This is a genomic window from Pseudomonas helleri (genome assembly GCF_045830615.1).
GTDB classification, from domain to species: domain Bacteria; phylum Pseudomonadota; class Gammaproteobacteria; order Pseudomonadales; family Pseudomonadaceae; genus Aquipseudomonas; species Aquipseudomonas helleri.
In genome coordinates, this window is the sequence record NZ_CP174501.1 from 584,712 (window position 1) to 600,452 (window position 15,741).

A 15,741-nucleotide genomic window follows, 5' to 3' on the forward strand; every position below is an offset into this window, starting at 1 on the left:
ACGACAAAGCAGGATTTCGGTGTGTCAGGTCATCAGTCGCGAGCGTGGTCGATGGCGTGTGCCAGCAGGGTCTTGAGTTGCTCAAGGGAGCTGTCGCGGGGGTTGGTCAAGCGTGCGGGGTCGCCGAGCGACTTGGTGGCGAGCGCGTCGATGTCAGCGTGTTTCACACCCAGTTCCGCCAGGGATTTGGGGATGTTAAGGCTGTCGAGCTTGGCGCAGATGGCGGTGTAGAAGGTTTCAAATTCGGCATCGGGCAGGTCCAGCACCTGTGCCACGGGCTTGAGCCGCGGGCTGATCTCGGCCTGATTGAAGCGCAGCACTACCGGCAAAATAATCGCGTTGGTCAGCCCGTGATGGGTGTTGTAGGTCGCGCCCACCATGTGGCTCAGCGCGTGCACCAGGCCCAGGCCCTTAAGAAATGCCACGCCCGCCAGGCACGAACCGATGAGCATTTTGCCCCGGGCTTCGAGGTCCTGGCCTTGCTGCACGGCGGTGTCGATGGAGTGCCAGAGCAAGTCCAGCGCCTGCAACGCCGCGCCGTCGCTCAGCGGGTTAAAGGTGGGCACAAAGTAGGCTTCCAACGCATGGATGATGGCGTCGAAACCGGTCCAGGCGGTGAGGTTGGCGGGCAGGCTGCGGGTCAGTTCCGGGTCCAGAATGACCGCCGACGGCCGCGCCAGCGGGTGCCAGACACAGCCTTTAATGCCGCGCCGAGTGTCGGTGACCATGGCCGTGCTTTCGGTTTCTGCGCCGGTGCCTGCGGTGGTCGGCAGGGTAATGACCGTCGGGAAGTCTTGCGCACGAAACCCTGTGGGCACCGGCTGATCGAAGTCAAAGGCCCACAGCTCGCAACGCTTTTGGCGGGCAATCAACGCGATGGCTTTGGCGCCGTCCAGGCCGCTGCCGCCACCCAGGGCGATGATGCCGTCTGCGTCCCAGGCCTGATAAGCCTGCGCACCGGCAACAATGGTGCTGTCGGTCGGGTTGGGCTCAATGCCGCCGTACAGGCCGCAGGCCAGGCCCGCAGCGTTCAAGGCGTGCTGCAACTCGGCCACGAACGGCAGGTTCAACGAGCCTTGGTCGGTGATGATAAAAGGCCGCGAGATGCCGAATTGTGTACACAGGGCGGCCAGTTCATGACGGGCGCCGGGGCCGTATTCCATCGGCAATGGCACGGTCCACTTTTGTGGGAGTAACGCTGAAAGAGTGTTTTGCACAGGACTCACCTTAACGGCAACGCAGGATGGTGGATTTCAACTCGGTGTATTTGCTGAGCGCGTGAACCGAGTTGTCCCGGCCATTTCCCGACTCTTTAAAGCCGCCGAACGGGAAGTTCATGTCCACCAGTTCGTCATAGCAATTGACCCACACGGTGCCCGCTTTCAAACGGCGCGTGGCGCTGTGAATGGTGTGGATGCTGGACGACCAGATCGCCGCCGCGAGGCCGTATTCGGTCTGGTTGGCGATGGCGATGGCTTCGTCCAGCGTGTCGAACACAATCACCACCAGTACCGGGCCGAAGATTTCTTCGGTGGCGATGCGTGCCGAGGCGTCCTTGGCCAGGAAGATTGTCGGCTCCAGGTACGCGCCCGTCCCGGCCAGTTGCAGGGTGCGGCCGCCCCGCAGCAACGTGGCTTCTTGCCGGCCGATGTCCAGGTACTGGTTGATCTGCTGGAGCTGCCTGCCGTCAATGATGGCGCCGGTGACGGTGGCAGGGTCCAGCGGGTGGCCCGGCTGATACGCCTGCGTGGCGTGCATCAATTCGCTGAGCAGGGTGTCGGCAACGGAGCGCTGCACCAGCAGGCGAGAGCCTGCGCTGCACACTTGGCCCATGTTGGCGAAAATGGCGGCGGCGGACGAGCGGGCGGCTTGGGGGATATCGGCGCAGTCGGCCATGACGATATTGGCCGACTTGCCGCCCAGCTCCAGCCACACGCGCTTGAGGTTCGATGCGGCGGCATTTTTGGCGATTTCGCGGCCCACCTTGCCCGAGCCGGTGAAGGCGATGCAGTCGACGTCCGCGTGCAGGCTCAAGGCCCTGCCGGTGTGGCCGTCGCCACTGAGCACGTTAAACACACCCGCCGGGATGCCCGCTTGCAGGGCGAGCGCGGCAATGCGCAACGCGCTGAGCGGGGTTTTTTCTGAAGGCTTGAGCACCACGCTGTTGCCTGCGGCCAGGGCCGGGGCGAACTTCCAGGCGGCCATCAACAGCGGGTAGTTCCATGGCACAACGGCTGCGACAACGCCCATGGGTTGCTGGGTCACGGTGCCGAAAAACTGCGGGTCGGTGGCCGGTACTTCGCCGTGCACCTTGTCGATCAGTTCGGCAAACCAGCGCAGGCAATAAATCGTGCCGGGCAGGTCACCGCCCAGGGTGTCAGCGATGGGTTTGCCGCTGTCCAGGGACTCCAGCAAGGCCAGCTCTTGGGTGTGTGCTTCGAGCAACTGCGCCCAGTTGAGCAGCAGTGCTTTGCGTTCACGGGCAGAAAGGGCCGACCACACCCCGGCTTCAAAACTGCGACGGGCAGCGGCCACGGCCAGGTCGACATCGGCACTGGCGCACTGCGCCACCGACGCCAGCGGCGCGCCGTCGATGGGGCTGAACGAGGTAAACGTGGCACGGTTTTGGGCATCGACATAAGCACCATCAATAAACGCCCTACCTTCAATGGGCAGCGTTTGGGCTTTGTCGAGCCAATAGGTTCGATCTTTTGACTCAGGCACAGCAACACCTCGATTTATTCTTGTCAGGCTGAGGCAATGCTAGGCAATACTGAAAATATCTTCAATAGTGGTTTGGTGCTTTACTGAAATTATTTTCAGTTGTTTCTTACGTAAATACAGGCCAAAACCTTCCTGTAGGAGCGAGCTTGTCTCGCGATCTTTTGAGTTTTCAAGGGGATATGACGACTGCTGCGCAGCCGATCGCAGCCTCGCTCCGCTCGTCAGCTCCTACGGGTTTGTGGGGGCAGTTCAATCTGTAGGAGCGAGCTTGCCTCGCGATCTTTTGATTTTTAAAAGATCGCGAAGCAGCGCGGGCTTAGAGGAGGGCGTTACGCGTCAAAACGTTGGGCAATGCTCGAAAGCGGCGACAGGATGTCGTTCCACACTTTGTCGCGCAGGTGCGGCAACTGGCTTATTTCCAGCTCGGTCAGGCCAAACTCAGTCGGCCTTTCCAGCACGTCGAAGAACTTGACGATGCGGCAGTCGAAACGCTTTTTCCCTAGGTCTTGATTGACGATATACAGCGGCAACGCCTGCAAATTGAACAGCCCGGTGGAGCCCTTCACCTTGCCGATGTTGAACTTCACGCTGTAGGCCAGTTTGGAGTTGCGGCTTTCGGGGTGGTAGCTCACAAAGTCGCCGAACGCGTAGATCACCAGCGCGTCCTGTTTGCCGGTGCGCGGGATCAACTGCGCGGGCTGGCTGACATGCGGGTGGTTGCCCAGAATCGTATCGACGCCGCACTCAATCACCTTGTGCGCCGCATCGACGATGTTGACGTGGGGGTACATCTCGAACTCCCAGCCCCAGTGGCAGTAAGCGATGATCCAGTCCGCGCCCTTGGCCTGCGCCGCCGCGACCTGCTTTTTGATCAGGGTGTAATCAGGTGGCGGGTTTACATCGTTAAAGCGCACTTCGTTGGCCAGGTAAGACTTGCCCTCGGGCACCAAGTGGCCGTTGAGGTCAAAGGTGTAGGCCAGCAGCGCCACCTTGATGCCGTCTTTTTCGAAGATCACCACCTCGTTCTGCTCGGCTTGGCTGGCGGCCGTACCGGCATACAGCGCGCCCGACCTTTTGAGCACGTCGAGGGTGGCCAGCACGCCCGATTCGCCATAGTCCATGGCGTGGTTGGTCGCGGTGCTGAAGAAGTTGATTTTGGCCTCGTGGCGGAACTTGTCGAACATGGCCTCGGACGTGTTCATCCGCGCCGGTTCGCCGGGCTGCTGGTTACGGCCGGGCTTGTGGTTTTTATCCACCGTGGATTCGAGGTTGGCGCTGACAATGTCGGCGCTGCTGTAAAAGTCGGTGATCGCATCGAACAAGTGCTCGGTGTTTTCTGGCGTCAGCACATCCACCGCAAGCAAATCCCCGGCGCACGACACCGACACCGAAGCAATCGTGCTGTCAGGGTCCGGCGTCGGGTCGGTCAGGTTGAAAAACTCTAAGCGCTGGGACGCGAAAAACGCTTCCAGCCCCGAGCCCAGTTCAGCGACTTCCAGCTGATTGAACCAGTACCGGTACACCCACTTGAGCTTTTCGAATGCACTGCCCGAAATGTTGTACACCCCGGTTTCAGGCTGCGGGTAGTGGAACTGGTCATAGCAGATGTAGCTCGCCAACAACACGCCAAGCCGGGCCAGGGTGCGCTTGTCCTTGAGTTTTTTAAGCGAAGGCGGCAGCTCGCCGAAGCCCGGATCGACAAAAATCTCATCCAGGGCGATGTCTGCGGCCGAGCCGATCAGTTCCGGCAGCAGCGGCTCAACCTTGGCCCAGACCTTCAGCGGGTCATGTTGCGCCACCCAGCCAAACAGCTCACGCGCGCACTCAAGCTCTTCGGGGGTGAGCGTCTCTACAGGCTTTAACTCCCCCAGCGCCACACGCTGAAGGGTGGTGGTGATCTCATCGCCATGCTCATCAAGTGTGGTCTTGATCTGTTGCATGATCTGTCTTAACGCTTCCATCAAATATGCATTCATCCTGAATATCCTTTTTGTCTTGAGGGGTGACTCTATCGACGGCGCAGAGTGCTACGTCATGGAAAGCCCTTTGAGGGTCTGTGCCGTGACCTCTCGCGCTTGTTCCAGCACGCGTCGTTTCCAGTCATCGCTATCAATGTAGAAGGCATCGCGAAGTTGTCGCTTGATTTGAGTGCGTTGGGTGTCATTAGCCTGTGGATTGTTCTGCAACCATTGATCGGCGCGCAGTGCGTTGAGCACGGCCGGGCCGGGTTTGGTGCCGTATTCCAGGGTCAAGCCGTTGTACTGGGCCAGCGGGCACTCTTGCATCACGGCCAGGTCCAGCGTGCCGTTGAGCACGGCAGAGGACGACGAGCCGTCTTCGCTGGAGGTGACCTGCGGCCCCCACCATTCGCGCGCCCGGGCAATATCGTTTGAGGTGGTGTGCCCTTTGTAAATGCGCTCGCCCACGCCATAAGGGCCGAGCCCCGTGTGCACGTCGATCCAGCCGATGCGTTGGCAATGGCTGCCCAGGCGGCGGATGATCTGGCGCAGTTGCAGGTTGCTCCAGGTGGGTTGAGTGCCCGCAAAAAACAGACCGCGCGGGTCGATGTGCTGGCCACTGGTGATGGCTGTTTGCAGCGCTTTAGGCCCGTGACGCAAGGCGTAACCCGCCAGCCCCAGGGTGCTGAGCAGCGTCGGCGGCTGGCGCTTTGGCACTAGCCACGAGGCGAGGGCGCGGTAAGGGGAATGAGCGGGCAGCGGCTGACTGAAGTCATTGAAGTTGCGATTGAGGTCGACGTTGTCTTCGTTGACCCGGCGCAGCCAAGAGAAGCCATAAGGGTTGAGCGCGTGCAGATACAGCACGGCCACATTCTCTCGGTGGCTGTCATGCAGCCAGTTGCGGTCACGCAGGTGATCGACTTGCACCGCCGAGCCGCAAAAGCCTTCAACGCCGTGGACGCCGCTGCTCACGACCAGCAAATTGGCCGCACAGGGCGAGCCTGAAAGCGCCACATCAATGGCCAGTTCTTCTCCCTCCTTACCGGTCAGCGGATGAAGGTGAGACTCCACCTTGAGATCCGCATTGGAGCAGGCCTCAAGGAATTTTTGCCGCGCTTGGGCGTAGCTCTGTGAAAAGCAGGATAAGTCCATCAAGCAGTTCCTATGCAAAGTCGGGAGGTGTCATGACGCGCAGGCTAGGCCGGGCTGGCGGCCGCTAAACCTGCAAGCGGGGTGTTGGCATTGAGCTCGCGGCGGGTGCGCTCCGGGTCGATCAACAGCAGCCCAAGTACGCTGAAGACCAACAGGGTGATGCCAAACAGGCCGATGGCCAGTTCGAAGCCGTTCACCAGATCGCCGTGCTGCCAGCCAATGGCTTGTCCGACCACCAGGGGCGCGAGCATGCCGGCCGTGGTCATCAAGGCGATATGGATGGCCAGCATGCTGCCGCGTTGGCGGGCCGGTGCGATGTGGGCAACGATGCTGAAACCAAACGCAGACAACAGGTTGAGCAGAATGCTGCCCAGCAAAAACAAGCCCAGCGTCACGGTCAGGGCCGTGGTGGTAAAGCCCATGACGATGTACGCCACGCCCGCAATCAGGCAGGCCAGCAGCGGTGGCACCACCATCGCCTTGCGGATGCTGGCGCCGCGTTTCATGGCGCGTTGGGCCAGGCTTGAGACCAGCAGGTTGATGGCAATTACCCCCAGCGTGGTGGCAAGCACCAGGTAGCCGGATTGCATGGGCGTCATGCCCAACCCTTTTTGCAGGTACGTCGGCAGCCAGCTGTAGAGCAGGGCGTTGGGCAAGTAACTGCAAAAGGCGACCAGAGTGATGCAGACAAAGGTGCGATTGAGCAACAAGCGGCCATAAGGCAGCGTTGGCAAGGCCTCGCCGTTAACGGTCTTGGTGTCATCGTGCTGCCCCTCGCGGCCATAAAGCTGCCACAACAGCAGCCAGATCAGGCCGATCCCGGCCAGCAGCACATACCCTGTGCGCCAGCCGTAATGCTCTATCAGTTTGGGCAAGGCCAGCGCCCCGGCGATGGCACCGAGCATGATTGCCACTTGAATCAGCGCGGCCGGCAAGACCCGTTCGCGGGTGGCATACCATTTGAAGCAGGCGTGCTGGGTGACCGCGGTGCCCGGCCCGCAACCGGCACCGAGCAGCACGCGGCTGGCCAACAGGCTGATAAACGTCGTGGACAGAGCCGCGAGCAATTGCGCGGTCATCCACACCAGGGCCATGCCTGACAGGATCCAGCGGCTGGGCATGCGGTTGGCCACAAAGCCCACCAGCACGCCGGAGATCGAATACAAAAAGAAAAACGCGCTGCTGATAAAGCCGAACTGCTCGGCGGTGAGCTTGAGTTCGTCAATGATCTGCGGGCCGGCAAAGGCAAAAATGGTTTTATCCAGCACGCTGATAATGACCACGGTCATCAGCAGCGCGACCACCAGCGGGCGGCGTTTATCGGTCAATGAGTGCATGGGGATGGCCTTTTCAATAGGGGCGCTCAGAAGCGGATGCCGACACTGGCCTCAAACATGCTGCGATCGGCGACCAGGTTGTAATCGCCGCCACCGGTGTTCAGGTAGCTGACGTTGAAGGTGTAGGTTTTTTGGTATTCGCCATGCACGCCCAGCACCTGCGCGTAACGGCCTTCGGAAAACACGCCGTCATAGGCATGCCCTTTAACGTCATAGAGCACCGCCAGCGAAGGGGTCAGGTCGAGCCCCGGCAACACATTTTTATAGTGGATTTCGGCTTTGGCGCGGGTGCCCCAGGAAAACGCCGTGACAAACCCGTCCATTGAGCATTTAGCCGCCGGGCCCGTGCATTTCGCGTTCTCACCGTAGGGCGCGCTGCCAAAACCGGGGCGGCCGTAGCGGCGCTCGTCGGTGTCCGGCAGGTCGTGCACATATTTGAACCCGGCTTCGGCCGACAGCTTCATGTCACCGCCCAGCACGTGGCCGAACGGGCGGCTGGCGCCAAGGTTGAATTGGCTGACGCGAAAGCGGTCGTAACCGGGCGCCAGATAGCCGGTCGGGGTTTTAGTCAGGTACGCAAAGGGGCCGCTGCCGCCCAGCAAACCGGTGATAAAGTCCGAGCCGTTCCAGGCAATGGGCTGGTTGGGCCGGTAGCTGTATTCGGCATAAATCCCGGTGCCGTCCGGGAGGCGGGTCTTGAAGTTAAGGGCGTACAGGCGGATGTGGGTCGGGAAGGCGCGCTGGTAATACGCGGCCACGCCGGTGGGGGTGGCCTGGCCCAAGTTGGCGGCCGGAGGTGTCAGCACGCCGGGCCCTGTGCGCACCACTTGGGTGATGGCATCGCGGCTGGTGTAGTCGGCGAAATACAAGCCGAACATGCCGACGTTGTCCCACAAGTAGTGCAGGCCTGCGCCGTATTGGTTGTCGCTGGGCCGATGGTCGGGGCCACGGGCCACGCTGTCCAGGGGGTTATTCAGGGCCTGGCCGTCGGGGGTAAAAATCGGCCGGCCGGCCAGCGAGCTGAGAATGCTGCCGTTGAGTAAAAACTGGTTGCACCCGGGTTGCGCGTAATCGCTGGTCGACAGGAACGTGCCGCAACCGGGGTAGGCATTGGGGCGCAACTCAAACTGATTAAAGGCATCGACGCTCAGGTTGTCGGTCAGGGCCAGCTTGGCGTAAAGCGCGGGCATCGCCACGGTGCGGGCTTCGGCAATCGAGGTGCTGCGCCGGGCGGCGGCCCAGTCGAATGCGTTCACGGCCTGCAGGCCGCCGCCGATGGTGGTCGGTGTCACCCAAGGGATCGCCTGATCGCCAAGCCGCACCAACAGGTCATGCCCGCCCGGCTGGAAGTTGCCATACACATAGGCATCGTCGATGACCGCGTTGGAAAACCGCGCCAGCGAGTCGAAACCGTCATCGCTCAAGGGCTTGCCGGGGCGATAGCCGTTCGGGACGCTGCCATAGTCCACGTCCTGGTTTTTTTGTGCGTAGTCGTACCAGCCTTTGGCGCTGACAAACACGCCGAGGTTGCGGTGGCTGAGGTCGGCTTGCAGGTAGGTTTCCAGCGACGTCGACACGGCATCGCCGCGCTTGTAGTTGAGGTCGCCGTCGTTGAACAGGTTCATGCCGTATTCGGTGCTGGTCAGGCGGTGGCTCGGGTTGTCCATGCGCCGCACCGTGCCCAGTTTCACGGCGCCTTTTACGGTCAGGCGGGTGTCGTCCTGCTGCCATTCGATCCCTGGGCCGAGCCCGGATCGCAAGTCGCCGAACACCAGTTCGCCCCCTGATACCGGGGCTGTCATGCCTGCGCTGAGCAGCGCCGTGGAGAGTCCCGTCATAACGGGTTTGCCAGCCTTGGCCCACGCTTTTCTTATTGTTGTGTTCACTGAGCACTACCTTCGTTTTGTTTTTGTGGGATGCCAGGCGTTTTCAGTCTATCGCCCAAGGTCGGGCGGTAATACGGCGAATACCGACAGCGATAGGGCCAATATCGCCAGCCAAAACACGAGGTAAACCGCCCGCGCAGCGCTTGGCGTGCGCTGTGTCCGGCTGTTTTGAACTGGCAGGAATAAGGTGCGGGGCAGGGGCGGCGAATGCCGCTGGCAGACAAGGCACAGAGGTAAGGCTAATATCGCCAACAATAAGTCCAATATCGCCGGGTTAGTCCATGAACGTCCGTATTGATTTGCTCCACGGCCCGCACAGCATGGCCGGGACGCTGTTCAGCGTTATCGATATTCTGCGCACCTTCAACACGCTCTGGCAGATGCGTAACCCCGACAAGCGCGGGGCGTTCTTTCATTGGCGGCTGATTGATGCGCCAGGCAATGAGCTGCCACTGCCCGACTGGATGACGGCCATGCAGTCGCCTGTCGGGGGGCGCAAAACCTTGCGGCCCTCGCAAACCGCGCTGTTTGTTCCGGGCGTGCAGATGAAAAGCGTCCCTGACCTCAACCATGTGCTCGACCAATGCAGCGAAGAGCTGGACTGCATCGCCCGCTACCACTCACAGGGCCGGGTGATCGCTGCCAGCTTCAATGGCCCGGTGATGCTGGCGCGTGCCGGGGTGCTTAATGGTCGGCGCGCCACGGTCACGTGGATGATTGCCAACTGGTTTGCGTCCAGCTTCCCCGCCGTGCAGATGGCGATGGAAGGCCCGGTTGTGGTGGATGGCCCGGTTTTTACTGCCGGGGCACCGGCGGCGGTCTGCGACTTGGTGGTTGAACTGATTCGCCATTTCGCGGGCGAAGAAATGGCGCAAATTGCGACCAATGGGCTGCTCTATCACCCCATGCGTTTTGAGCAGTCGGGCCTGAACTTTCCCGGCATCTCGGTGAAAACCCGCGACAGTGTGGTGTTTCGCGCCAAGCACTGGCTACAGCAGCATATTCAGACGCCCTACAGCCTTGAGCGCGTGGCCCAGGCCGCGACCGCCAGCCCGCGTACCTTGTTGCGCCATTTTAAGGAAGTCGAAGGCATGACCCCGCTGGACTACCTGCACCGCCTGCGTGTGGAACGGGCCAAACAGCTGCTGGAAGTGACGCTGATCGACCTGACTGAGGTTATGGAGTATTGCGGTTACCAGGATGCCAGTGCCTTCCGCCGCCTGTTTCGGCGCGCCACCGGGGTCACGCCCTCTGAATATCGGCGCCGCTACACCATGCGTGTTTCCAGCCGTTGGTGGCGCGCCGATGAGCCGGGTGCCGATGAGCGGGCAGATGACCTGATCAAGTCCTTGGGGATTGAACCGGACGACAACGCGGGCCATTGATGGCAGGCAGCCGCCATCGAGACACTTGCCTAACCGGTTTTTACGTGCAATAAAAATGGCCACTTTGGTTCGGCCTTCAGGGCTCAACGCGACGAACCGCACGTTATTTTTCGCAAATACTGAATGACCCCGGTGCGCTGGCCGTGAGTGGCTGGCACACTGGCCCGTGATAAAGGCATCGACCTTGCCGATGCCGCATAACCTGCCAAGAACAGCTTTCGAGGTAATCATGTCTGTCCCGAGTATCGACTGGAGCACATTGGGCTTCAATTACATCAAAACCGACTATCGCTACCTGTCTCGCTGGAGCGACGGCAAGTGGGACAACGGTGTTCTGACTGAAGACAACGTGCTGCACATCAGCGAAGGGTCCACCGCCCTGCACTATGGGCAACAGTGCTTCGAGGGCCTGAAGGCCTATCGCTGCAAAGACGGTTCGATCAACCTGTTCCGCCCGGACCAGAACGCCCTGCGCATGCAACGCAGCTGCGACCGTCTGATGATGCCGCGTGTGTCGGTTGAGCAGTTCATCGACGCGTGTACCCAGGTTGTCAAAGCCAACGAACAGTTCATCCCGCCGTACGGTTCGGGTGGCGCGCTGTACCTGCGTCCGTTCGTGATTGGTGTGGGCGACAACATCGGCGTGCGCACGGCCCCTGAATTCATTTTCAGCGTGTTCTGCATCCCGGTGGGTCCGTACTTCAAAGGCGGCATGAAGCCTTGCAACTTCATGATCTCCGACTACGACCGCGCCGCGCCAAATGGCACCGGTGCTGCCAAAGTGGGTGGTAACTACGCGGCCAGCCTGCTGCCGGGTTCCGAAGCCAAAAAGGCCGGTTTTGCAGATTGCATCTACCTGGACCCGCTGACCCACACCCACATTGAAGAAGTCGGCTCGGCCAACTTCTTTGCCATCACCAAAGACAAACAATTCGTGACCCCGCGTTCGGCCTCGGTACTGCCGGGCATCACGCGTTTGTCGTTGATCGCACTGGCCAAAGAGCGTCTGGGCCTGACCGTGGTTGAAGGCGATGTACGCGTAGACGAACTGGACCGCTTCACCGAAGCGGGCGCGTGCGGCACCGCTGCCGTCATCACCCCGATTGGTGGCATCAAGTACCTCGACAAATTGCACGTCTTCCACAGTGAGACAGAAGTAGGTCCGGTGACACAACGTCTGTACAGCGAACTCACCGGCATCCAGTCCGGCGACGTCGAAGCCCCGGCTGGCTGGATCGTCAAGGTCCCAGGCTCGCAACAGGCTTAAACCCGCCTGCCTCGCGATCTTTTAAAAGATCAAAAGATCGCGAGGCAAGCTCGCTCCTACAGGGGGCTAGTAGATGAGCAAACCTCAGCAGAGCGCCATTTGCGGTTTGAAGTGACTGGACGTGAGTCGTTTGAGGGCAATAGAAAGCGACTGATCGTCGAACAACCGGCTTTTACGAGCAGCAGCATCAGCCCCGCCATCCCAATGCTTTAATGCTTCGCGCACGGCTGGAAGCGTCGGGGAGACATCTTCCTGGCTCAGCAACCAATCGACTGTCGCCAACAACTCCATACCGAACGGTGACTCAAAGCCATCGATTAATTCGGCAGTGTATTCCAGGACTTGAGAATATTCCTTGGCCTCTGTTTTGAGATAAGCCTGCAAAAAGTCTTTTCGGTCTTGGTCAAACCAGATCACATCATTGATTCCCGCATCACTGATGCGCTTGTTGCAATGAAGGTAGCTGCCATCCAGATTGTTGAGCAGATGCTCCAACCGATTGGCGTAGGGACCATAGGTATGAGCAATGAACTTCAGTTTCAGCGGGTTTTGTGTGTCTGGCAGTTTTTCAATAATGCGCTCAAGGAACCATGCCAGTTTTTGGATCTCCAGCAGGCTGCATTCCATCCCTAGAACCCAATAACGCCGTACCAGTTCGGCAATAAGTGCCCGAGCTGGCGTTAGCTTTTCCACACCACTGCGTTTAGCGACGTTCAGATACTGGCTGGAGGGTTCAAACACCAGTACCTCTACATCCAGATCACTCAAAACATTAACGATCTGATCGCGGACTTCAGGCCATTTCAAGCCACCATTACCAGCACCCAGCGGTGGAATTGCTATGGATTTGACCTGGTTTTCAATCAGGAAACGGCGTAAATCATGCAAGCCTTCAGTGACCCAGGCCATCTGCGAAGGTGAGCGCCAGTGACGTTTGGTGGGGAAGTTTACGATCCACCTGGGGCCTTCAAGCTCGTTGACTTCGGTGACGTGAACCTTGCCTGTTTCTACTTCGCCAGCTTTGCAGGCGGCCGCATACAGACGATAGTTTTGTGCAAAGCGCTCTTTGAACATCAGCGCAATACCTTTGCCCATCACCCCGACGGTATTGACCGTGTTGACGAGGGCTTCGGTTTTGGCTTCCAGAAGGTTGCCTTGGGTAAATGTGATCATTGGAAATACCATCCCGGCCGGGCATGCACAGCTAGCGTCAGGCCCCTGGCGGCCACGTCCTGCTCTATGCGTGCTTTCACTGCATCGGTGTAGCACATGATGCCAAGGAGTCCTGTAATCGGTAGGTGGTGGTGAATCAGCGCTTCGGCCTGATACCGCTCCATTTTTCGGGGGTCATCAGGGTCACGTTTAAAGTCGCGTCGTTGAAGGATAGGCCAGTCAATCTCATTCAGGCTGTCCAGATCGCTGTAATAGTCTGTCCAATCCGGGTAGGCGTGTGCATTTGTAAAGACGAACGGTAACCCTAGCTCGGCGACGCGGTGCAAGCTGGAGACCAGAATCACGATCTCATCGTTGCCGCGCTGCTGAACGCTCCATCCTGAGTGAATGTTTTGCATCATCACAGAGAAGGGCGTGAAGTAGAAGGGTACGTAATTGTCCAACAGGCTGTTGGACTTATTGGGCTTGGGAGCCGTAGCCGACGGCCAACGAATGTTGCATGCGCTAAAAACTGTAGGAGCGAGCTTGCTCGCGATCCTTTGATCTTTCTTGTATCCACCAATATCCAGAAAAGTTTGGTCTTAATTCTTTTTAAGTATTTCTGGCTATAACCCGCGCTCGGTAAAGTATCGCTACCTTCGATCGTTACCTACGCTGGAATTCCTTGCCATGAGCGGCCCCCTGGGACATTCGACCCCGATTTTGACGTTCCCTCAGGGTGAAAAGGACCCCCTGTCTATCCGGGCCAAGGCCCTGGTGTTTGCCGACCCGCGTTCGCGCCAGTTGCTGGATTTTTTGCAGCAGGTGGGGCCGAGTGAGGTGCCGGTGTTGATCAATGGCGAAACCGGTACCGGCAAGGAGCTGGTTGCCCGTTATCTGCACGCGGCCAGTGGCCGGCGTGGCGCCTTTGTTGCGGTTAACTGCGGGGCGATCAGTGAGACCCTCGCCGAGAGTGAGTTTTTCGGCCACGAAGCCGGGGCCTTTTCCGGGGCCACCGGGCGGCGCGCAGGCTGGTTCGAAGAGGCCGATGGCGGCACGCTGTTTCTCGATGAAATTGGTGATCTGCCGTTGCCGTTGCAGGTCAAGCTGCTGCGCGTGTTGCAGGAGCAGGAGGTGGTGCGCGTCGGTTCGCGCAAGCCGGTGAAGATTGATGTACGGCTGGTGACCGCCACCAACGTCGATCTGGAGCAAGCGGTGGAGGCGGGTAATTTCCGTCTCGATTTGTTTTACCGGGTCAACGTCGCCCAAGTCTCGGTGTTGCCGCTGCGTGAGCGCCCGCTGGACATCCTGCCGCTGGTGGAACACTTCCGGCGTCTTTACAGCGCGCGCTTGAATATCAATGAACCGATGCTCTCCGAATCCGCGACGCAAGCGCTGCTGGATTACCCGTGGCCGGGCAATATCCGCGAGCTGGAAAACGTCGTGCACCTGGCGTTGCTGGTGGCCGGTGACAAGCCGATCCGCCCGGAGCACTTGAAGTTTTCAGGTGGGCTCAGCGTGGCCAAGGCCGGGGCGAGTACGCTGAGCAAGCTGCCGCAAGAGGTGATGCGTGAGCAGTTGCTGCGTTTGTTCGAGGTGCCGGGGGACACGCTGCTGCATGACATTGAAGACTTGATCGTGCGCGAGGCCTTTGCCTTTTGCGGTTTCAACCAGTTGCGCACCGCCGCGCTGCTGGGCATCACCCGTAATGCCATGCGCACCTTGCTGGTCAATCACGGGATGCTCAAGGGGCGCGCACCGAGCTAAGTGCGGCCGATGCGTCGTAACAGTGGCAGCAACTCCGCGCCTTGGTGGATGGCCTCTTCCAGGTGCGGAAAACCCGACAGCACAAAACACTCCACGCCCAGTTGGTAGTACTCCTCGATGCGCTGGGCGACGTGTTCATAGCTGCCCACCAGCGCAGTACCCGCACCGCCACGCACCAGGCCGACACCGGCCCAGAGGTTGGCCGACACTTCCAGTTCCCGCGCGCGCCGTCCGCGACCTTTGACCAGCCCCGTCTGGCGGGACTGGCCCACCGACTCATACGCGGCCATCTGCAACTGCGCCCGTTCGATGGCCTCTTTGGGGATCTCTTCCAGCAACCGCTCGACGTGCGCCCAGGCCTCATCGTCAGTGGGGGCGGCGAACACGTGCACGCGCAGGCCAAAGCGCAGAGTGCGGCCGCGGGCGGCGGCGCGTTCGCGCATGTGCAGGATGCGTTCAGCGATCATCGCCGGGGGCTCGCACCACATCAGGTAGGTTTGCGCATGGGCCGCGCCGACCTGTTCGGCGGCCTGCGAAGCACCACCAAAATAGATCGCGGGCGCTGGCGCCTGAGGCGCGATGGGGGCGCCGCCTGCGCTGCGGTAATAGCGCCCGTGATAGGGCTGGCTGCGGCCGCTCCACACCGACTGGAACACTTCAAGAAACTCGGCGGTGCGCGCATAGCGTTCGTCATGCTCCAGAAAGTCCCCCAGCGAGCGCTGCTCAAACCGGCTCGAACCGCTGACCACATGCAAATCCAGACGCCCGTCGCTAAGCAACTGCAAGGTCGCTGCACGGTGGGCGCTGTAGGCGGGCAGTTCGAGGCCGGGGCGCACGGTCAGCAAAAAGCGCAGGCGACGCACTTCTTGGGCCAGCACGGCGGTGATCAACCACGGGTCTTCGAAACCGCTGGCGGTCGGCACCATGATGCCGTCGAAGTCACCGAGTTCGGCCGCCCGCACCACTTGGCGCAGGTAGTCGAGGGTGGGCGCGCGTTCGCCCTGCTGGAACAGCCCGACACTGGGCAGGCCGCTGCTGGTCAGGTGGCGGCCGTCGCCGTTGGTGGGCAGGAACCAGTCAATCTCGATGGCCCCGTTAGCGGGTGTGGGCATG

At 60.3% G+C, this 15,741-nt stretch carries 11 protein-coding genes and 1 pseudogene; 3 read left to right on the top strand and 9 right to left on the bottom strand.

Going from position 1 to position 15,741, the window contains the following annotated elements; all coding sequences use genetic code 11:
- Positions 1-32 precede the first annotated feature (32 nt).
- From ACJJU9_RS02775 to ACJJU9_RS02800, 6 genes are all read right to left on the bottom strand, one after another.
- On the bottom strand, positions 33-1,217 hold the full coding sequence (locus tag ACJJU9_RS02775; RefSeq protein WP_407729998.1) for an iron-containing alcohol dehydrogenase: 1,185 nt from the start codon (positions 1,215-1,217) through the stop codon (positions 33-35).
- 10 nt (positions 1,218-1,227) lie between these two features.
- Positions 1,228-2,724: an aldehyde dehydrogenase family protein gene (locus tag ACJJU9_RS02780; protein ID WP_407729999.1), complete on the bottom strand. Its 1,497-nt coding sequence runs from the start codon at positions 2,722-2,724 to the stop codon at positions 1,228-1,230.
- A gap of 329 nt (positions 2,725-3,053) precedes the next feature.
- Complete coding sequence (locus ACJJU9_RS02785; RefSeq protein WP_407730000.1) at positions 3,054-4,700, bottom strand: CapA family protein; 1,647 nt, start codon at positions 4,698-4,700, stop codon at positions 3,054-3,056.
- Positions 4,701-4,751: 51 nt separating this feature from the next.
- Positions 4,752-5,834: a M14 family metallopeptidase gene (locus ACJJU9_RS02790; protein WP_407730001.1), complete on the bottom strand. Its 1,083-nt coding sequence runs from the start codon at positions 5,832-5,834 to the stop codon at positions 4,752-4,754.
- A 44-nt stretch (positions 5,835-5,878) separates the two neighbouring features.
- A complete protein-coding gene (locus tag ACJJU9_RS02795) occupies positions 5,879-7,171 on the bottom strand; it encodes an MFS transporter (protein ID WP_407730002.1) in 1,293 nt (430 codons plus the stop codon).
- Positions 7,172-7,197: 26 nt separating this feature from the next.
- Positions 7,198-9,009, bottom strand: coding sequence for a DUF1302 domain-containing protein (locus ACJJU9_RS02800; RefSeq protein WP_407730003.1), 1,812 nt, complete (start codon positions 9,007-9,009; stop codon positions 7,198-7,200).
- Positions 9,010-9,338: 329 nt separating this feature from the next.
- On the opposite strand from ACJJU9_RS02800, the gene ACJJU9_RS02805 reads away from it, so the two are divergent.
- Entirely contained in the window at positions 9,339-10,442 is a 1,104-nt protein-coding gene (locus ACJJU9_RS02805; protein ID WP_407730004.1) for a GlxA family transcriptional regulator, read from the top strand.
- 229 nt (positions 10,443-10,671) lie between these two features.
- Positions 10,672-11,709, top strand: a complete 1,038-nt coding sequence (locus tag ACJJU9_RS02810; RefSeq protein WP_407730005.1) for a branched-chain amino acid aminotransferase — start codon at positions 10,672-10,674, stop codon at positions 11,707-11,709.
- Between the two features lie 84 nt (positions 11,710-11,793).
- Here the strand turns inward: ACJJU9_RS02810 and ACJJU9_RS02815 are convergent, their stop codons facing one another.
- Positions 11,794-12,882: a macro domain-containing protein gene (locus ACJJU9_RS02815; protein ID WP_407730006.1), complete on the bottom strand. Its 1,089-nt coding sequence runs from the start codon at positions 12,880-12,882 to the stop codon at positions 11,794-11,796.
- Positions 12,879-13,325: pseudogene (locus tag ACJJU9_RS02820) on the bottom strand (DUF4433 domain-containing protein); the annotation flags it as partial. The gene ACJJU9_RS02815 and the pseudogene ACJJU9_RS02820, both read right to left, overlap by 4 nt.
- Before the next feature lie 226 nt (positions 13,326-13,551).
- Between ACJJU9_RS02820 and ACJJU9_RS02825 the strand changes: the two are divergent.
- Positions 13,552-14,628, top strand: a complete 1,077-nt coding sequence (locus ACJJU9_RS02825) for a sigma-54 interaction domain-containing protein (protein WP_407730007.1) — start codon at positions 13,552-13,554, stop codon at positions 14,626-14,628.
- Here the strand turns inward: ACJJU9_RS02825 and ACJJU9_RS02830 are convergent.
- On the bottom strand, positions 14,625-15,740 hold the full coding sequence (locus ACJJU9_RS02830) for an LLM class flavin-dependent oxidoreductase (protein ID WP_153328156.1): 1,116 nt from the start codon (positions 15,738-15,740) through the stop codon (positions 14,625-14,627). The genes ACJJU9_RS02825 and ACJJU9_RS02830 overlap by 4 nt on opposite strands.
- Position 15,741: the final 1 nt, after the last annotated feature.